The following is a 17,762-nucleotide window of genomic DNA, read 5'->3' as shown; positions in this document are numbered from 1 at the left end:
GGTCGATCGCGCTGACCGTCTGGCGGGCGATCGCCTCGGGCCCGAGCCCCGCGAGGACCCCGAGCGCCTCGAGACGCGCGGCGGCGGCGGCTGCTCCGGGCGGTGTCGGAGGAGGCCGGCCGCGGGGGCGACGTGACGGAGGCGCTGCTGCGCGGGACGCCGGCTTCGCGGCGGAGCGGCCCGGAGCGGAAGCGGGCGGGACGGCGAGCGCCGGACACCGGTGAGGCGACCGCGTGGGCGGCGCTGGCCGCCGCGTGGCGGGTGGCCGCCGACTCCGGCGCGCCGGTCGCCGCCGCTCTCGGCGAGCTGGCGGAGTCCCTGCGCGAGCTGGCACGCGCCCGCCGGGACATCGAGGTGGCTCTGGCCGGTCCCTCCGCCACCGGGAGGGTCGTGAGCGCGCTGCCGCTGGCGGCGCTGGGTCTGGGGGCGCTGCTGGGCTTCGACGTGGTCGGCGTGCTCCTCGGGACGGTGCCCGGTGCGGTCTGCCTGGTCGGGGGAGCCGGGTTGATGGCGGCCGCGCACGCGTGGACGCGGCGCCTCGTCCGAAGCGCGGCCCCGGCCGATCCGGCGCCCGGGCTCGCGCTCGACCTCCTCTCGGTGGCGCTGGCCGGTGGCGGCTCGATCGAGTCGTCGCGCGCCCGGGTCGTGGCGGCGCTCGCCGAGTGCGGGCTCGACTCGGGCGCGCGCGTGCTCTCCGACGCGGACCCGGTGCTCGCCCTCTCCGCGGCGGCGGGTGTGCCGGCCGGACGTCTGCTCCGGAGTGAGGCGGCTCTGATCCGGGCACGGGCGTCCTCCGGGGCGCGGGAGCGAGCCGCTCGGCTCGGCGTGACCCTGATGCTGCCGCTCGGAGTCTGCGTGCTGCCGGCGTTCCTGCTGCTCGGAGTGGCTCCGATGGTCGTCTCGGTGCTGCTCTCGACGTTCTCGGTGACGGCGTGATTCGGTCGACCGCTCCTCCACAGGGGCGGGATCGGGAGGCGTCTCCACGGATCCACCGGAGGGTCGATCGGCGGGATCGGGAGTCCGCGATCCTCAAAGGAGGGGCACGGAGCGGGGCGGAACGGAGCAGGACACATGAGCAGTGACACGGCGATCAGCGGCGGGGGAGTCTCCCGGAGTCGAGGACTCGGTAGGAGGAGGGATGCGGGAAGTGATGTGGCCGGAACGAGCCGGGGCTCGAGGAGCGGCGGAGGTGCGGTGTCCGGCGGAGGAAAGGGCGTCGACGTCTCCGCGGGGCGCGTCGAGTGGCGCCGACCCGGGTGGGGAGGGCTCGGCGCTCTGGGCGACGAGGAGGGATCGGCGACGGCGGAGTACGCGATCGCGACGATGGCCGCGGTCGGCTTCGCCGGACTGCTCGTGGTCATCCTCAAGGGCGACGAGGTGCGGAGCATCCTGACCGACCTGGTGACCCGCGCGCTCACCGCGGCGGGATGAGAGGCCTTCCGCTGCTGCGCGGGCGGCTCGTCCAGGAGGAGGGCTCGGCCACTGCCGAGCTCGCGCTCGTGCTCCCGGCGGTGGTCACGGTGCTGGCGCTGTGCCTGGGGTCGGTGGCGGCCTCGGCGCAGTACGTCCGGCTCGTCGACGCGGCCGCCGACGCGGCCCGGTCCGCGGCCCGGGGCGACGACCCCCTCGCGCCGCTCGCCCGGGTGGCGGGGGCGTCGCTCACGGCGGGGGAGCAGGACGGACTGGTCTGCGTCGACGTGGCGGCCCGGCTGCGCCCGCTCCCGGCGGTGTCGCTCCCGGTCTCGGTCCGGTCCTGCGCGCTGGGCGGGGGCGGATGATCCGCCGGCTCGCCGGGGCTGTCCGCGACCGGGAGGAGGGCTCGGCCGCGGTCGTGGCGATCGGAGTCGTCGCGGGCACGATCCTGGTGACGGCCGCCGTGCTCGCCGGCTGCGCAGGAGTCGTCGGGCACCAGCGAGCGGTCGCCGCCGCGGACGCCTCGTCCCTGGCGGCGGCCGACGTCGCCTCCGGCCTGCTGGCCGGGGATCCGTGCGGACGTGCCGCCGCCGTGTCGCGCGCGAACGGCGCCGAGCTCGTCCTCTGCGACGTCGACGGCGGCGTCGCGAGAACGGAGGCGGCCGTCGCCGCGGGTCCGCTCTCCCTCACGGCGCGGTCGAGGGCCGGCCCGCCGCCCTGAGGGCGGAGGCAGCAGCGGGCGTCGTCCGGACCGAGGTTCGGACGACGCCGCGGGAGCGCGTCAGTCGGAGGAGAGTCGCTGGTACCGGTACGCGGCGGCGGTCGGCAGGGCGCCCGCGCCCTCGTCGTGCTCGAGGCCGCCGGCGAGGAGGTAGATGTAGCGGGAGCCCGCCCTCGCCCCGGGGATCTCGAGGCGTGCGGCGGGGGCCTGATCATCGCCGTATCCCCGGCGGAGGGTCTTGCCCTCCAGCGGTCCGTCGAGGAGCTTGGCCGTGTAGGCGGAGGTCGTGGTGGTGTGCGTCGTTGCCATGCCTCATCATGCGCCGATCGGCGCCGCGCGTCACCCCCGCCGACGGCAGGCCGGGCAGGCGGCTCCGAGGCCGTGTCCAGCGTCCTCCCGAGGTCCCCGTGTCCTCGGGAGGGGGCAGGACGTCCGGAGTCAGTGTGTATGGTGTGCCTGTCGGGCGCCCCCGCCGATGGGGACGCGTCGCCGTTCCCCGCACCACGTCGCCGCGCACCGTCTCCCCGCAGCAGGGGACGTCGGACCACTGGTCGTCCGACCCGACAGCACCAATCGAGGAGAACTGTGTCCGGCACGAAGAAGCTGGTGATCGTCGAGTCGCCGGCGAAAGCCAAGACCATCGCCCAGTACCTGGGCGACGGCTACGAGGTGCTCGCCTCCGTCGGGCACATCCGCGACCTCATCGAGCCGAAGAACCTCCCCCCGGAGCTGAAGAAGGGCCCGCTGGGCAAGTTCTCCGTCGACGTCGACAACGGCTTCGAGCCCTACTACGTCGTCTCCGACCAGAAGAAGAAGACGGTCGCCGACCTCAAGCGCGCGCTGAAGAACGCCGACGAGCTCTACCTCGCCACTGATGAGGACCGCGAGGGCGAGGCCATCGCGTGGCACCTCCTCGAGGAGCTCAAGCCCAAGGTCCCCGTGCACCGCATGGTCTTCCACGAGATCACGAAGGACGCGATCCAGAAGGCGCGCGACAACACCCGGGACATCGACACCTCCCTGGTCGACGCCCAGGAGACCCGCCGCATCCTCGACCGCCTCTACGGCTACGAGATCTCGCCCGTGCTGTGGCGCAAGGTCGGCCCCGGGCTCTCGGCCGGTCGGGTGCAATCGGCCGCGACCCGCCTGGTGGTCGACCGCGAGCGGGAGCGCCTGGCGTTCGTGTCGGCGAGCTACTGGGACCTCGCCACCGTGCTCGCACCCGAGTCGGACGCCGCGGCGGGCTTCGACGCCCGCCTGGCTCGGCTCGACGGCAAGCGGATCGGAAGCGGCCGCGACTTCGACGACCGCGGTCAGCTGAAGGGCGACGTCACCGTCCTCGACGAGTCCACCGCCGGTGCCCTCGCCGAGGCGCTTCGCGACCCCGCCACCACGGTCCGGGTCTCGAACCTCGAGTCCAAGCCGTACTCGCGCCGCCCCGCCGCCCCGTTCACCACGTCCACGCTCCAGCAGGAGGCGGCGCGCAAGCTCCGCTTCTCGGCGCGCCAGACGATGAGCGTCGCGCAGTCGCTCTACGAGAACGGCTTCATCACCTACATGAGGACCGACTCGCCCGGGCTCTCGCAGCAGGCGCTGAACGCCGCACGCACCCAGGCCGCGTCCCTCTACGGAGCCGAGACCGTCCCGGACAAGCCCCGCCTGTACTCCGGCAAGAACAAGAACGCGCAGGAGGCGCACGAGGCCATCCGGCCCGCGGGCGAGACCTTCCGCACCCCGGACCAGCTCTCGGGCACCCTCCGCGGCAACGACCTCCGCCTCTACGAGCTCATCTGGAAGCGCACCGTCGCCTCGCAGATGGCCGACGCCAAGGGCTCGACCGCCACCGTGACGCTGCTCGCCGAGCCGGCCGGCGACGTCGCGAAGACCGCCGAGTTCACCGCCTCCGGAACCGTCATCACCTTCCGCGGATTCCTCCTCGCCTACGAGGAGGGGCGCGACGAGGAGCGTCACGGCGCCCGCGACGAGAAGGACGCCAAGCTGCCGGTGCTCGAGGTCGGCCAGAGCCTGGTCGTCGCCGAGGTCGAGGCCAAGGGCCACGAGACCTCGCCGCCCCCGCGCTACACGGAGGCGAGCCTGGTCAAGGCGCTCGAGGAGCTCGGCATCGGCCGGCCCTCCACCTACGCGTCGATCATCTCCACCATCGTCGACCGCGGCTACGTCACTCCGCGTGGGACCGCCCTCGTGCCCAACTGGATCGCCTTCTCGGTGGTCCGGCTGCTCGAGGACTTCTTCTCCGACCTGGTGGAGTACGACTTCACCGCCGAGATGGAGGGTGACCTCGACCGCATCGCCGGCGGCGAGGAGGACCGCGTCGCCTGGCTCAACCGCTTCTACTTCGGCGGAGGCACGCACCCCGGGCTCCGACACGTCGTGGACAACCTCGGCGAGATCGATGCGAAGAGCATCAACTCCGTCCGGATCACTGACGACATCACCCTGCGCATCGGCAAGTACGGCCCCTACCTCGAGGTGGCCCAGGAGGAGGGGCAGGAGACGCCGCGTCGCGTCAACCTGCCGCTCGAGCTGGCTCCCGACGAGCTCACGCCCGCCAAGGCGCAGGAGCTCGTCGACGCCCCGGTGCAGACCGACCGCGTGCTGGGAAGCAACCCCGACTCGGGCAAGACCGTCGTCGTCAAGGACGGGCGCTTCGGCCCCTACGTGACCGAGGTCGATCCGGAGCCGGAGACCGCGGCGGATCCCGCCACCGGGGAGGTCGTCGAGCCCGCGCCCGCGAAGCGCGGCGCGAAGAAGCCCGCTGTCGTGAAGCCGCGCACCTCCTCCCTCTTCAAGTCGATGGACGTCGCGTCGATCGACCTGGCGACGGCGCTGCGCCTGCTCGACCTGCCGCGCACGGTCGGTGACGACCCCGAGAGCGGCGAGCCGATCACGGCTCAGAACGGCCGATACGGCCCGTACATCAAGAAGGGCACCGACAGCCGGTCGCTCACCAGCGAGGACCAGATCTTCGAGGTCGACCTGCCGACGGCGCTCGAGATCTTCGCCCAGCCGAAGTACGGGGCGCGACGCGCGTCGAGCGCCCTGAAGGAGTTCGAGGCGGACCCCGTCAGCGGCAAGCCGATCCGGATCCGCGACGGACGCTTCGGCGCCTACGTGACCGACGGCGAGACCAACGTCACGATCTCCAAGGGCCTGACGATCGAGGAGATCGACTTCGAGCAGGCGGTCCAGATGCTCGCCGACAAGCGTGCGAAGGGCCCGGCCAAGAAGGCTCCGGCCAAGCGCGCGCCGGCCAAGAAGCCCGCGGCGAAGACGACGGCGGCCAAGACCACGGCGGCCAAGACCACGGCGGCCAAGACCACGGCGGCCAAGACCACGGCGGCCAAGACGACCGCGGCCAAGACGACCGCGGCGAAGACGACGGCGGCCGCCAAGAAGACGACCGCAGCGAAGAAGCCCGCCGCGCCCCGCGCCACCGCCGCGAGCCGCGCGGCTGCGGCGGCCGCCGCCGAGACGTCGGACGCGACGGAGTCGTGACCGGGCTGTTCGTCACCCTCGAGGGCGGGGACGGCGCGGGCAAGACCACGCAGGCCCGGCTGCTCGAGGAGTGGCTGGGCACGCGTGGCGAGACCGTCGTCCGCACCCGCGAGCCCGGAGGAACCGAGGTGGGCCTGCAGATCCGCGAGATCGTTCTGCACCACCGCGGCGAGATCGATCCGCGGGCCGAGGCCCTGCTCTACGCGGCGGACCGCGCTCAGCACATCGGGACGCTCGTGCGACCGGCGCTCGAGCGCGGCGAGGTCGTCGTGCAGGACCGCTACATCGACTCCTCCGTCGCCTACCAGGGAGCCGGGCGGGTCCTCGACGCCGTCGAGGTCCGGCGGCTCTCGGAGTGGGCCACCCACGACCTGAGGCCAGACCTCACCGTCCTGCTCGACCTCGACCCCGCCGTCGCGCGGGGCCGGCTCGACGCGGCCCGCACACGCTTCGACCGGCTGGAGGCCGAGAAGGCGGAGTTCCACGGGCGCGTGCGCGAGGCGTTCCTGGCGATCGCCGAGACGGACGCCGAGCGCTTCCTCGTCGTGGACGCCGCTCTCCCCGTCGAGGAGATCGCGGCCGCGGTGCGGGAGCGGGTCGCCGTCCTCCTCGACGGCGCGTCGGCTGTCGGTGCTCGCGGTTAGCCTGGTGGCATGACCGTCTGGAGCCAGCTCGTCGGGCAGGAGCACGCCATCGGCGCCCTGCAGGACGCCTCGACGCCCCGGGACGACCGTGGCCGGGAGTCGTCGTCGATGACGCACTCCTGGCTCATCACCGGCCCTCCCGGGTCCGGCCGCTCGAACCTCGCCTACGCGTTCGCCTCCGCACTGCTCTGCCGCCACGGCGGCTGCGGGGAGTGCCCCGACTGCCGCCAGGTCGCCGCCCGCTCCCATCCCGACCTCGCCGTGCTGACGACCGAGCGCGTGATCATCTCGATCGACGAGGTGCGGCGGCTGGTCAGCAGCTCGCAGTACTCGCCCTCGGTGTCGCGCTACCGCGTCATGGTCATCGAGGACGCCGACCGGATGAGCGAGCGCACGTCCAACGTGCTGCTGAAGGCGCTCGAAGAGCCGCCGGAGCGCACGGTCTGGATCCTGTGCGCCCCGAGCGAGGCCGATCTGCTCCCCACCATCCGCTCCCGCGTCCGCTCCGTGCGGCTCCGCGTGCCGAGCATCGAGGACGTCGCCGGTCTCCTCGAGCGCCGCGACGGGGTCGACCCCGAGACCGCCGAGCGCGCCGCCCGCCAGGCTCAGAGCCACATCGGGATGGCGCACCGCCTGGCGACCGACGCGAACGCGCGCGAGCGCCGCGAGGAGACGCTCCGCATCGCCCTGCGCCTCCGCGGCGTCTCGGACGCGGTGCTCGGCGCTGCTCGGATGATCGAGGTCGCGACCGAGGACGCCAAGGCGATCACCCTCGAGCGCGACGAGGCCGAGCGGCAGCAGGCGCTGCGCTCGCTCGGCGTCGAGCCCGGGGGCACCGTGCCCGCGCAGCTCCGCTCGCAGCTGCGGGCGCTCGAGGAGGACCAGAAGCGACGCGCGACGCGGAGCCTCCGCGACGGTCTCGACCGGATCCTCGTCGACCTGCTCTCCCTCTACCGCGACGTCGTGCGCCTCCAGCTCGGAGCGCCCGGCGGCGTCATCAACGAGGAGGTCCGGACCGAGATGACCGCGCTCGCCGACGCGACTCCGCCCGACCGCACGCTCGCCGTCCTCGACGCGATCGCGACAGCCCGGCAGCGGATCGACGCGAACGTCTCCCCGGTCCTCGCTCTCGAGGCGCTGCTCGTCGTCGCGGCGCGCCGTCCGGTGGCCGCGTGAGGCGGGGGCGCCGGACGGCCGTCGTCCTCGCGCTCGTCGCGGCCGCGTCCCTCCTGACCGGCTGCTTCGCGCCCGGCCCGAGCGTCGACCGGACCTCCACCCCCTATCCGCAGACCGTCGACGACTCCCTGGAGCGCTACTACTCGCAGGTGCTGGTCTGGGACGACTGCGGCGACGGCGCTCTCTGCACCGACGCGACCGTCCCGCTCGACTGGGACGACCCCTCGGGGGAGACCGCGTCGATCGCTCTGGTGCGCCGACCCGCGACGAAGGGCCCGGCGATCGGGTCCCTGCTCGTGAACCCGGGCGGACCGGGAGCGTCGGGCGTCGAGTTCATCCACGACAGCGCCGACTACGCGGTCGACTCCGCGCTCGCCGCCCGGTACGACGTCGTCGGCTTCGATCCGCGCGGGGTGGGCGCCTCCACCGCGGTGTCCTGTCTCGACGCCGCGGGCCTCGACTCCTACCTCTACGACATCACGCCGGGGGAGCGGGGCAGCGACGAGTGGATCCAGGCGCAGCGCACGACCGCTGCCGCGTTCGCCGCCGCCTGCGAGGAGCGCAGCGGGCCGCTGCTGCCCGAGGTCGGCACCCCGAGCGCCGCCCGTGATCTCGACGTGCTGCGCGCGGCGCTCGGCGACGAGACGCTGCACTACCTCGGCTACTCCTACGGCACGTTCCTCGGAGCGACCTACGCCGGGCTGTTCCCGGACCGGGTCGGCCGCCTCGTCCTCGACGGCGCGATCGATCCGGCGGCCACCTCGTTCGACGTGGTGCGCGAGCAGGCGAAGGGGTTCGAGAGCGCACTGCGCGCCTACCTCGCCGACTGCCTCCGCTCGGACGACTGCCCGTTCACCGGCACCGTCGACGCGGGGATGGCCCAGCTGAAGCGCATGCTCGAGGACGTGGACGCCTCGCCGATCCGGGCCGCCGATGGCCGTGAGCTCGGCGCGAGCACGCTGTTCACCGCGATCGTCTACCCGCTCTACGACGCCACGGCGTGGGGAGCGCTGAGCGAGATGCTGGCCGACGTCCGCCGGGGCGACCCCGCGGTCGCGTTCCAGTACGCGGACGCCTACAACGGGCGCGACGCGGACGGCCGGTACGCGGACAACACCACCGAGGCGTTCCTCGCGATCAACTGCGTCGACTACTCCTACGACGCCGACACCGCCTCGATGCGCGCCGACGAGGCCGCTCTCGAGCAGGCCGCGCCGACGATCGGCCGCTACATGGCCTACGGCGACATCCTCTGCAGCGAGTGGCCGGCGGCCTTCGAGGGCTCCCGCGAGCCGATCACCGCGGAGGGCTCGGCGCCCATCCTGGTCGTGGGCACCACGAACGATCCCGCGACGCCCTACGTGTGGGCGCAGGCGCTCGCGGGCGAGCTCTCCGCCGGTCACCTGGTCACCTACGACGGCGAGGGCCACACGGCCTACAACAAGTCGACGTCCTGCGTGAACGACGCGGTCGACGCGTACCTGCTCGAGGGCACCGTGCCGGAGGTGGATCCGCAGTGCTGACCGAGCAGGAGCGGCCCCGCGAGCAGCAGCCCGGGCTCCGGGAGCGCAAGCGCCTGGCCACGCGGAGGGCGATCGAGATCGCCGTCCTCCGCCTGGCGAGCGAGCGCGGGCCGGAGCGCGTGACCATCGAGGACGTCTCGCGCGCCGCCGACGTCTCCACGCGCACCTTCTTCAACTACTTCGCCTCGAAGGAGGACGCGCTGGTCGGCGGGCTCCCGGTCATCGCCGACGAGACGGCGGCGGCGTTCGTCGCCGGCCGGGGCGCCGTGCTCGAGGACCTGCAGCGCGTCTTCGTCGCCGCGATGGAGGAGCCCCTCGAGGAGGACCGGGAGCTGCACGTCCTCCGCCGCGCGCTGTTCCGCGAGCACCCGCATCTGGTCGGTCTGAAGATCGCGGGGATGCGCGAGTTCGAGCTCGCGGTCGAGGGGCTCGTCGCCGAGCGTCTCGGCCAGGAGGACGACGACGCGGAGCGGGTGCGCAGCCGGGCGCGGATGCTGACGCTCCTCGGGCTCGCCGCCGTCCGCCACGCCTGGGCGGCCTGGGTCGATCACGACGGCCGGGAGGCCCTGCCCGGACGCATCGCCCGCTCCTTCGAGGAGCTCCGCGGCGCGCTCGCCTGAGCCGAGCGCAGCGGTCGCGGCCGCCGTCGCGGGGCCTCTGGTCGACCGCGCCGTCCTGATTCACGCCCGGGGGCGCGAGCAGGCTATGCTGTGTAATCGTGTCCGGGGCTCAGGCCCCGCGTGCACGCCGCCTTAGCTCAGTCGGCAGAGCGTCTCACTCGTAATGAGAAGGTCGTGGGTTCGATTCCCACAGGCGGCTCCCTCTCCCGTCATCCTCGACGTCCAGGCCGGATCCGTGAGTTCCCGGCCGGGTCCGCGGCGTCCAGGTCCCGTCGAACTCGCGTCGCTACCCTGTTGCGGATGACCGACACGCCTCCTCCCCGCCGTCGCCGCACTCTCGTGGTCGCCGCGGTGCTCGTGGCCGCCGTGCTCGGTGGCGGTGCCTTCGGCGTGGGGACGGCTCTCGGCAGCGCCGCGGAGCCCGGGGCGCTGCCCGTCGCCTCGACCCCGACCGCCACCGCGACTCCCACCCCGACGCCGACGGCCACGGCGCGGCCCACCGCCGAAGCGGCGGCCGAGGCGCTCCGCACCTGCTCGGTGGCGGGGCTCGCCGCCGACCCGCGCCTCGGCTCGATGCAGGCGCGTGTGGTCGACGCCGCGACGGGCGAGGTCCTGTTCGACCGCGGGGGCGGGACCGCGTCCCGCACCGCCTCCGCCCTCAAGATCCTGACGGCCGCGTCGGCGCTCGCGGTCCTCGGCCCGGACACGCGGATCGCCACCACCGTGGTCCGGGGGAGCGAACCCGGAAGCGTCGTCCTCGTCGGCGGGGGAGACCTCACCCTGACCCGGCTCCCGACCGGCCGGGAGTCGACCTACGCCGGAGCGGCCCACCTCGACGACCTCGCGGCGCAGGTCGAGAGCGCCTGGGAGGCGGACCCCTCCACCGACGGGACGCCGATCACGTCGCTGGTGCTCGACTCCTCCCTCTACTCGGGCGAGACCTGGCAGCCGAGCTGGAACCGCAAGGAGCAGGTCGACGGCTACATGCCCGAGATCACGGCGCTCCAGGTGGACGGCGATCGCGAGGACCCCACGGCCTCGACCTCCGAGCGCGGCACGGATCCGGTCGGCCGGGCCGGCGAGGCGTTCGCCGACGAGCTGGACGGCTCGCCCGTGGTCTCCACGGGGACCGCTCCCGCGGGCGCCGCGGTTCTCGGCACGGTGGAGTCCGCCCCGGTCGGCACGCTCGTGCAGCAGATGCTGCTCGTCTCCGACAATGCGATCGCTGAGATGCTCGCGCGACTCGTCGCGATCCGCACCGGCGCGGGCAGCGACTTCGCTGCCGAGCAGGCCGGTGTGCTGCAGGGGCTCGCCGGTTACGGCGTCGACACGTCCGGGATCGCGATCGTCGACGGCTCCGGCCTGAGCGACGACAACGCGGTCGCGCCGGCGTACTTCACCGAGCTGCTCCGGAAGGTGCAGGCCCGCGAGGGGCAGCTGGGGATCCTCCTGGACGGCCTGCCGGTGTCGGGACGGACGGGCTCGCTCTCCTACTCCGACCGCTTCGCCGGCGACAACGCCGCGGCCGACGGCGCGGTGCGGGCGAAGACGGGCTGGATCGACACCGGATACACCCTGGCCGGCGTGGTCGCCGCGGCGGACGGCACCGAGCTGACCTTCGCGGTCTACGCTCTCGGCGACGTCTCCGACTCGGCGAAGACCGCGATCGACACTCTCGTGACGGGTGTCTACCGCTGCGGATCCTCGCTCTCCGATTCCTGACGCGGGCGGGTCGACCTCCCGCTCCTCCTCGCCACCTCCTCCCGGAAGGCCCACGATGACCACCGCACTCCTGATCGTCGACGTGCAGAACGACTTCACCGAGGGCGGCGCGCTCGCCGTCACAGGCGGCGCGGCCGTCGCCCAGGGAATCACCGCGCATCTGGCGGCGCACGCCGACCGCTACTCCGCGGTGCTGGCCTCCCGCGACTGGCACGAGGGCGACTCCGACAACGGCGGCCACTTCGCGGTGGAGCCGGACTTCGTCGACAGCTGGCCCGTCCACTGCGTCGCCGGCACGGACGGCGCGCGGTTCCACCCGGCCCTGGACACCGCTCGGATCGACGTGCAGATCCTCAAGGGACAGGGCCGTCCCTCCTACTCGGCCTTCGAGGGCACGACGGAGGCGGGCGAGGAGCTCGGCGCCGTGCTCGCGGAGCGGGGCGTCACCGCGCTCGACGTCGTGGGACTCGCGACCGACCACTGCGTGCGCGCCTCGGCACTCGACGCGCGACGGGCGGGGCTCGAGGTCCGCGTGCTCGAGGACCTGGTCGCGGGCGTCTCCGAGGAGGCGAGTGCCGCGGCGCTGCGCGAGCTCACGGAGGCGGGAATCCGCGTCGAGCGGTCCGTCTGAGCGCTCGTCCCTCCACAGGGCTCAGGGCGGCGCAGGTCCTCGCGGCTCCCGGCGACCCCGCCCCCGGAGCGATCGCTCGTCCTACACTGGGAGGACGAGAAGCTCCTCCCGGCGCGGTCTGCGCGCTCCGATCCGAAGAAGTGGTTCCCTCCTGTGACTGATTCCGTCGCGTCCCGCGCAGCCGAGACCGCTCTGCTCGCCCGCATCCCCACGCAGCTGCTGATCGACGGTGAGTGGGTGGACGCCTCCGGCGGCGGCTCGATCGACGTCGAGGACCCGGCCACCGGAGCGGTCCTGGTCTCGATCGCCGACGCGACTCCGGAGGACGGGGTCCGGGCGCTGGACGCCGCCGTCGCCGCCGGTCCGTCGTGGGCCGCGACGGCGCCGCGCAAGCGGGGCGAGATCCTCCGGCGGGCGTTCGACCTCCTGCAGGAGCGCACCGAGGAGTTCGCGCTCCTGATGGCGCTCGAGATGGGCAAGCCGGTCGCGGAGGCGAGGGGCGAGGTCGTGTATGGCGGCGAGTTCCTCCGCTGGTTCAGCGAGGAGGCGGTGCGCATCAGCGGACGCTACGGCGTCTCGCCCGAGGGCAGCGGCCGGATGATCGTCTCGCAGCACCCGGTGGGCCCCTGCTACCTGATCACCCCCTGGAACTTCCCGCTCGCGATGGCGACGCGGAAGATCGCTCCGGCGCTGGCGGCGGGCTGCACCGTCGTCGTGAAGCCGGCCGAGCTCACTCCGCTCACCACGCTCGCCTTCGCGGCGCTGCTCGCCGAGGCGGGGCTCCCCGACGGCGTGCTCAACGTGGTCACCACGTCCTCGGCGGGAGCCGTGTCGGCTCCGATCCTGTCGGATCCCCGCCTGCGGAAGGTGTCCTTCACCGGCTCCACTCCCGTCGGGCGCACGCTGCTGAAGCAGGCCTCCGAGAACGTGCTGCGGACCTCGATGGAGCTGGGCGGCAACGCGCCCTTCGTCGTGTTCGAGGACGCCGACCTCGACCGGGCGGTCGAGGGCGCGATGCTCGCGAAGTTCCGCAACATCGGCCAGGCCTGCACGGCCGCCAACCGCTTCTTCGTGCACGAGTCGATCGCCGAGGAGTTCGCGGCGCGGATCGTGGAGCGCGTGCGCGCTCTGCGCGTCGGCCGCGGCACCGAGGACGGAGTGACCATCGGCCCGCTGATCGACGAGCGCGCGGTCGAGAAGGCGTCCGCGCTGGTGGAGGACGCAATCTCCCGCGGCGCGCGCCTGCTCACCGGCGGCGATCGGATCGAGGGGGCCGGCCACTTCTACCGGCCGACCGTGCTCGCGGGGGTCGACCGGGAGAGCGAGATCCTGCGCACCGAGATCTTCGGCCCGGTCCTCGCGATCGTGCCGTTCACCGACGAGGACGACGCCGTCGCGCTCGCCAACGACACCGAGTACGGACTGGTGTCCTACGTCTTCACGCGCGATCTCGCCCGCGGTCAGCGGATGATCGAGCGGCTCGCCACCGGGATGATGGGCCTCAACGTCGGCGTGGTGTCGAACGCGGCGGCGCCCTTCGGCGGGGTGAAGCAGTCGGGCCTCGGCCGCGAGGGCGGACTCGAGGGGATCCACGAGTACCTGAGCACCAAGTACACGCTCACCCCCGACCCCTTCGCCTGATCCGGTGGAGCGGATCGAGGTCACCGCGCTCGACGACCCGCGGCTGCGCGACTACGCGCACGCGACCGACGTCGCGCTGAAGAACGCTCGCGGTCCGCACGGCCTGTACATCGCGGAGTCGGCGCTCGTGCTCGAGCGCGCGATCGCCGCCGGGCACCGGCCGCGCTCGGTGCTCGCCCTCGGCGGGTCGGCCGGCGAGGCCGAGCGCCTGGTCGGCCGCTTCGACGTCCCCGTCTTCACAGGCCCGGGTGAGCTCCTGGCCGAGCTCACCGGGTACACCCTGCACCGCGGCCTGATCGCGGCGATGGACCGGCCCGTGCTGCCCGACCCGGCCGGCCTGCTCGCGGGAGCACGCCGCGTCGTCGTGCTCGAGGACGTGGTCGACCCGACCAACGTCGGCGCGATCTTCCGCTCCGTCGGGGCCATCGGAGCCGATGCGGTGCTGGTGACGCCGCGCTGCTCCGATCCGTACTACCGCCGCGCCATCCGCGTGAGCATGGGAACGGTCCTCCAGGTGCCCTGGACGCGCGTCGGCGACTGGCCGTCGACGCAGCGGCTCCTGCACGGCGCGGGCTTCACGATCGCGGCGATGGCTCTGACCCCGGAGGCGGTACCCCTGCGGGACTTCGCCGCCCGCGCTCCGGAGCGCGTCGCCCTCGTGCTCGGCACCGAGGGGCAGGGTCTCACCGCCGACGCGCTCGCCGCCGCCGATGTCGCCGTCCAGATCCCGATGCGGCACGGGATCGACTCGCTCAACGTCGCTGCGGCGTCGGCGGTCGCGATGTGGGCACTCGCCGAGCCCTCCTGAGAGGTGCGCCTGTGCCCCGTTGGGGGTGCCACTGGGGCGTGAGAGCGCGCCCAGCGCTCGCCGGAAGCATCGACTGCGCTACCGTGGCCGCACTCCTGCCCGCAGCCGTCACGAACGAGGTCGTCCATGCTCCTGCGCACGACGCTCCGCCCGCCCGTCGCGCTGCTCGTCGGAGTCGCGCTCGCACTGAGCCTCACCGCCTGCTCCGGTCCCGCCGCGGAGGTGCCGGACGGGTCCGTGCGCGACTCGGGCTCCGTCGCGACCGCTGCCCCGGCGCCCACCGGCACAGCCGATCCCGAGAGCGGCGCGCGCATGACCCGCCTGATCAGCGACTGCCTCGCCCGCTACGGCCTGAGTGACCGGCCGCCGCTCGCGAGCCCGCTCGCAGAGGAGGAGGTCCGCCTGGCGGCGCAGCGCGCCCGGGACGCCTACGACGCCACCCTGACCGACTGCTCGGCGCAGGCGCTCGCGTCCGGAGAGCCGAGCAGTGATCCGACGGGGGAGCCCGGCAGCGAGCCGACCGACGATCCCGACGCCGACTCCACCCCCGCTCCGGCGGGTTGACCGTGCGACTCGAGGGGACGTCCGCGCTGATCGCGGGGGGAGCGTCCGGACTGGGAGCCGCGACGGCGACGGCGCTCGACGCCGCAGGAGCGCACGTAGTCGTGCTCGATCTGCCGCACGCGGTGGAGGCCGCGCGTCTGCCCGCCTCCGTGCAGCTGATCGCCGGGGACGTCCTCGATCCGGACGCCGTCTCGAGCGCCGTGGAGGCGGCGGGGGAGCTGCGCGTCGCCGTGAGCTGTGCGGGCGTGGCCACACCCGGGCGGCTGCTCGGACGCGACGGGCCGCTGCCGCTCGAGCAGTTCGAGCGGGTGCTGCGGATCAACACGACCGGGACGCTCAACGTGCTGCGCCTCGCCGCGGCGTCGATCGCCGAGCGGGAGCCGGTCGACGGGGAGCGGGGAGTCCTGGTCACGACCGCCTCCGTCGCCGCCTTCGAGGGGCAGATCGGACAGGCGGCCTACGCCGCGTCGAAGGGAGCCGTGGCGGCGATGACCCTGCCGCTCGCGCGCGAGCTCGCTGCCCGGCTCGTGCGCGTGGTGTCGATCGCACCGGGCACGTTCGACACGCCCCTGCTCGCCGGGCTGCCGGACAAGGCCCGCGAGGCGCTCGGCTCGGCGACGCCGCATCCGGCCCGACTCGGACGCCCCGAGGAGTTCGCGGCCCTGGTGCGGCACATCGTCGAGAACCCCATGATCAACGGCGAGACCATCCGGCTCGACGGGGCTCTGCGGCTGCCGCCGCGCTGAGGGACGAGTCGGCGCAGGCTGCGTTCGAGACGTGCGGGCGTCTCGACACGTCGCTGCTCGGCTGGTCGACCGGCATGAGGCGGCGGCATTCTCGAGACGCCGCTGCGGCGTCCGTCAGACGAGCAGCTGGTGCTTGGCGAGGTCCCGGTACAGCGGCGTCGACTCGACGAGCTCGGAGTGGGTGCCGACTCCCACGACCTCGCCCTTCTGCAGCACGACGATGCGGTCGGAGTCGACCACCGTCGACAGGCGGTGCGCGATCACCAGCAGGGTCCGGTTCTCGGCGACCGCGTCGATCGCCAGGCGCAGGCGCTGCTCGTTGAGGCCGTCGAGGCTCGACGTGGACTCGTCCAGCAGCAGGATCGGCGGGGCCGCCAGGAGCGCGCGGCCGATCGCGAGGCGCTGACGCTCGCCGCCCGAGAGCATCACTCCGCTCTCACCCACCGGCGCGTGCAGGCCGAGCGGGTTGCGCTCGAGCACGTCGGTCAGGTTCACCGCCTCGAGCACCCGGAGGCAGTCGGCGTCGTCGGCGTCGGGGCGGCCGAGGACGAGGTTCTCGCGGATGGTGCCGGCCAGGACGGGGGCGTCCTGCTCGACGTAGCCGATCTGCGCGCGGAGCGCGTCGCGGTCGATGGCCGTGATGTCGACGCCGCCGAGTCGGACGACGCCGGCCTCCGGGTCGTAGAACCGCTCGATGAGGGCGAGGATCGTGCTCTTGCCCGCTCCCGACGGTCCGACCAGGGCGGTGCGCTTGCCGCGCGGCACGGTGAAGGAGACGCCGCGCAGGACGGTGCGGTCGCGCTCGTCCGCTACGGCCGCCGCGTCGGGCACGGCGCCCTCCTCGTAGGAGAACACGACGTCCTCGAAGGAGATGGCCTCCTCCGCCACGCCGGCGCCGAGGCCGCCCGCGGAGGCGTCGCCGTCGCCCTCGATCGGCAGGTCGATGATCTCCTGGATGCGGCCGAGGGCGCCCAGCGCCGAGTTCACCGAGGTGATGGCACCGATGAAGTTGCCGAGCGGCATCACCATCATGAAGAGGAAGAGGATGAACGAGACCAGCTGGGCGATGTCGATCGCGCCGGACGCGACGCGGTAGCCGCCGACGCCGAGGACGGCGAGGAAGGCGACCTGCATGGCGATCCCCGCCACCGGCACCACGAGGGCTGAGACGTGCGCGACGCGGATCCCGAGGCGGTACGCCTCCGTCGCGTGCTGGTCGACGACCGCGATCTCGCGATCGGTGGCTCCGGCCGCGCGGATCGTCCGGACGGCGCTGATGGCGCGCTCGACGGCCGCGGCCAGATCGCCGACCTTCTCCTGGGCCTTGCGGCTGGCGGTGCGGATGCCGCGGCCGAGGGTCAGCGCGAGCCCGAGGGCCACCGCCACCACCGCCACGATGATCAGCAGCAGCACCCAGTCGATGACGGCCATCGCGATGATCGCGCCGACGAAGACGAGGGAGCCCGCGATCGAGTCGACGAGCCCCTGGGTCAGCACCGCGCGCAGGAGCGTGGAGTCGGAGCCGACGCGCGAGACGAGGTCGCCGGTGCGGCGCGCGTCGAACTCCCGGATGGGGAGGCGCAGCAGCCGCGCGACGAGGCGGCGGCGGCTCGAGAGCACGATCCCCTCGCCGGTGCGCTGGAGCAGGTAGTGCGCGAAGCCCGAGATGAGCCCGGAGGCCACGACCAGGCCGACGAGGGCCCACACGAGCGGGCCGAGATCGAGACCGGACTGGACCCGGGTGATGACCTGGCCGACGAGCAGGGGCTGGCCGAGGCTCGCCGCCGCTCCGAACAGGCTGAGGACCACGACGACCGAGAGGATGCCGCGGTGCTCGAGCAGGTAGGGCACGAGCTGCGAGAAGGAGGCGCGGGGTCCGTCGTCGCGGGAGGGTCGTCGTCCGCCGCGCCGGGAGGTGGTGGTGCTCATCGCCGTCCATTCTGCCCCGTCGTCGCTGCGAGCAGGCCGCCAGAGGGCGGGCCCGGTGCTCAGGGAGGCAGCGGAGACGCGAACGGCCCGCCGGGGGATCCCGACGGG

Annotated in this window: 17 protein-coding genes and 1 tRNA gene; 16 read left to right on the top strand and 2 right to left on the bottom strand. The window is 73.6% G+C overall.

Features of this window, described 5'->3' with window-relative positions:
• The first annotated feature begins 102 nt into the window (after positions 1 to 102).
• From C5C27_RS06785 to C5C27_RS06770, 4 genes are all read left to right on the top strand, one after another.
• Entirely contained in the window at positions 103 to 936 is an 834-nt protein-coding gene (locus C5C27_RS06785; protein ID WP_104313973.1) for a hypothetical protein, read from the top strand.
• Between the two features lie 258 nt (positions 937 to 1,194).
• Complete coding sequence (locus tag C5C27_RS06780; protein WP_258066533.1) at positions 1,195 to 1,431, top strand: DUF4244 domain-containing protein; 237 nt, start codon at positions 1,195 to 1,197, stop codon at positions 1,429 to 1,431.
• A complete protein-coding gene (locus tag C5C27_RS06775) occupies positions 1,428 to 1,778 on the top strand; it encodes a TadE family type IV pilus minor pilin (RefSeq protein WP_104313971.1) in 351 nt (116 codons plus the stop codon). Before C5C27_RS06780 ends, C5C27_RS06775 begins: the two co-directional genes overlap by 4 nt.
• Positions 1,775 to 2,134 carry an Rv3654c family TadE-like protein gene (locus tag C5C27_RS06770; RefSeq protein WP_104237719.1) on the top strand — a complete coding sequence of 120 codons (360 nt, stop codon included), beginning with the start codon at positions 1,775 to 1,777 and terminating at the stop codon, positions 2,132 to 2,134. Before C5C27_RS06775 ends, C5C27_RS06770 begins: the two co-directional genes overlap by 4 nt.
• Positions 2,135 to 2,194: 60 nt before the next feature.
• On the opposite strand, the gene C5C27_RS06765 is transcribed toward C5C27_RS06770, so the two are convergent.
• Positions 2,195 to 2,443, bottom strand: a complete 249-nt coding sequence (locus C5C27_RS06765) for a hypothetical protein (protein WP_104222197.1) — start codon at positions 2,441 to 2,443, stop codon at positions 2,195 to 2,197.
• A 276-nt stretch (positions 2,444 to 2,719) separates the two neighbouring features.
• Between C5C27_RS06765 and topA the strand changes: the two genes are divergently transcribed.
• From topA to C5C27_RS06705, 12 genes are all read left to right on the top strand, one after another.
• Positions 2,720 to 5,650, top strand: coding sequence for a type I DNA topoisomerase (gene topA, locus C5C27_RS06760; protein ID WP_104313970.1), 2,931 nt, complete (start codon positions 2,720 to 2,722; stop codon positions 5,648 to 5,650).
• Complete coding sequence (gene tmk, locus C5C27_RS06755; protein ID WP_104267511.1) at positions 5,647 to 6,294, top strand: dTMP kinase; 648 nt, start codon at positions 5,647 to 5,649, stop codon at positions 6,292 to 6,294. The genes topA and tmk overlap by 4 nt, the downstream gene beginning before the upstream one ends.
• 9 nt (positions 6,295 to 6,303) lie before the next feature.
• Positions 6,304 to 7,470 (top strand): DNA polymerase III subunit delta', encoded by a 1,167-nt coding sequence (locus tag C5C27_RS06750; protein WP_104233729.1) that lies wholly within the window; start codon positions 6,304 to 6,306, stop codon positions 7,468 to 7,470.
• A complete protein-coding gene (locus C5C27_RS06745) occupies positions 7,467 to 8,993 on the top strand; it encodes an alpha/beta hydrolase (RefSeq protein ID WP_104313969.1) in 1,527 nt (508 codons plus the stop codon). Before C5C27_RS06750 ends, C5C27_RS06745 begins: the two co-directional genes overlap by 4 nt.
• Positions 8,987 to 9,613, top strand: coding sequence for a TetR/AcrR family transcriptional regulator (locus tag C5C27_RS17965; protein ID WP_159939603.1), 627 nt, complete (start codon positions 8,987 to 8,989; stop codon positions 9,611 to 9,613). The genes C5C27_RS06745 and C5C27_RS17965 overlap by 7 nt, the downstream gene beginning before the upstream one ends.
• Before the next feature lie 126 nt (positions 9,614 to 9,739).
• Positions 9,740 to 9,812, top strand: a tRNA-Thr gene (locus C5C27_RS06735).
• A gap of 101 nt (positions 9,813 to 9,913) precedes the next feature.
• Positions 9,914 to 11,335 (top strand): D-alanyl-D-alanine carboxypeptidase/D-alanyl-D-alanine-endopeptidase, encoded by a 1,422-nt coding sequence (dacB, locus tag C5C27_RS06730; protein ID WP_104313968.1) that lies wholly within the window; start codon positions 9,914 to 9,916, stop codon positions 11,333 to 11,335.
• Between the two features lie 55 nt (positions 11,336 to 11,390).
• Positions 11,391 to 11,966, top strand: coding sequence for a nicotinamidase (locus C5C27_RS06725; RefSeq protein WP_104233726.1), 576 nt, complete (start codon positions 11,391 to 11,393; stop codon positions 11,964 to 11,966).
• Between the two features lie 153 nt (positions 11,967 to 12,119).
• Positions 12,120 to 13,607: an NAD-dependent succinate-semialdehyde dehydrogenase gene (locus C5C27_RS06720; protein ID WP_104313967.1), complete on the top strand. Its 1,488-nt coding sequence runs from the start codon at positions 12,120 to 12,122 to the stop codon at positions 13,605 to 13,607.
• Between the two features lie 4 nt (positions 13,608 to 13,611).
• Positions 13,612 to 14,415, top strand: a complete 804-nt coding sequence (locus C5C27_RS06715; RefSeq protein ID WP_104237712.1) for an RNA methyltransferase — start codon at positions 13,612 to 13,614, stop codon at positions 14,413 to 14,415.
• Positions 14,416 to 14,541: 126 nt separating this feature from the next.
• Entirely contained in the window at positions 14,542 to 14,979 is a 438-nt protein-coding gene (locus C5C27_RS06710) for a hypothetical protein (protein ID WP_104313966.1), read from the top strand.
• A 2-nt stretch (positions 14,980 to 14,981) separates the two neighbouring features.
• A complete protein-coding gene (locus C5C27_RS06705; protein ID WP_104237734.1) occupies positions 14,982 to 15,725 on the top strand; it encodes an SDR family NAD(P)-dependent oxidoreductase in 744 nt (247 codons plus the stop codon).
• Positions 15,726 to 15,839: 114 nt separating this feature from the next.
• Here the strand turns inward: C5C27_RS06705 and C5C27_RS06700 are convergent, their stop codons facing one another.
• On the bottom strand, positions 15,840 to 17,654 hold the full coding sequence (locus tag C5C27_RS06700; protein ID WP_104233721.1) for an ABC transporter ATP-binding protein: 1,815 nt from the start codon (positions 17,652 to 17,654) through the stop codon (positions 15,840 to 15,842).
• Positions 17,655 to 17,762 lie beyond the last annotated feature (108 nt).

This window comes from Rathayibacter sp. AY2B7 (assembly GCF_002931635.1).
Lineage (GTDB): Bacteria > Actinomycetota > Actinomycetes > Actinomycetales > Microbacteriaceae > Rathayibacter.
The sequence above is the reverse complement of the archived record's forward strand: the minus strand, read 5'-3'. Positions and strand labels throughout refer to the sequence as shown.

Bases quoted from the DNA above. Each gene is read 5' to 3' on its own strand.
- C5C27_RS06775 (WP_104313971.1), top strand. From the start codon at position 1,428: ATGAGAGGCCTTCCGCTGCTGCGCGGGCGGCTCGTCCAGGAGGAGGGC.
- C5C27_RS06770 (WP_104237719.1), top strand. From the start codon at position 1,775: ATGATCCGCCGGCTCGCCGGGGCTGTCCGCGACCGGGAGGAGGGCTCG.
- C5C27_RS06765 (WP_104222197.1), bottom strand. From the start codon at position 2,443: ATGGCAACGACGCACACCACCACGACCTCCGCCTACACGGCCAAGCTC.
- C5C27_RS06750 (WP_104233729.1), top strand. From the start codon at position 6,304: ATGACCGTCTGGAGCCAGCTCGTCGGGCAGGAGCACGCCATCGGCGCC.
- dacB (WP_104313968.1), top strand. From the start codon at position 9,914: ATGACCGACACGCCTCCTCCCCGCCGTCGCCGCACTCTCGTGGTCGCC.
- C5C27_RS06725 (WP_104233726.1), top strand. From the start codon at position 11,391: ATGACCACCGCACTCCTGATCGTCGACGTGCAGAACGACTTCACCGAG.
- C5C27_RS06710 (WP_104313966.1), top strand. From the start codon at position 14,542: ATGCTCCTGCGCACGACGCTCCGCCCGCCCGTCGCGCTGCTCGTCGGA.
- C5C27_RS06700 (WP_104233721.1), bottom strand. From the start codon at position 17,654: ATGAGCACCACCACCTCCCGGCGCGGCGGACGACGACCCTCCCGCGAC.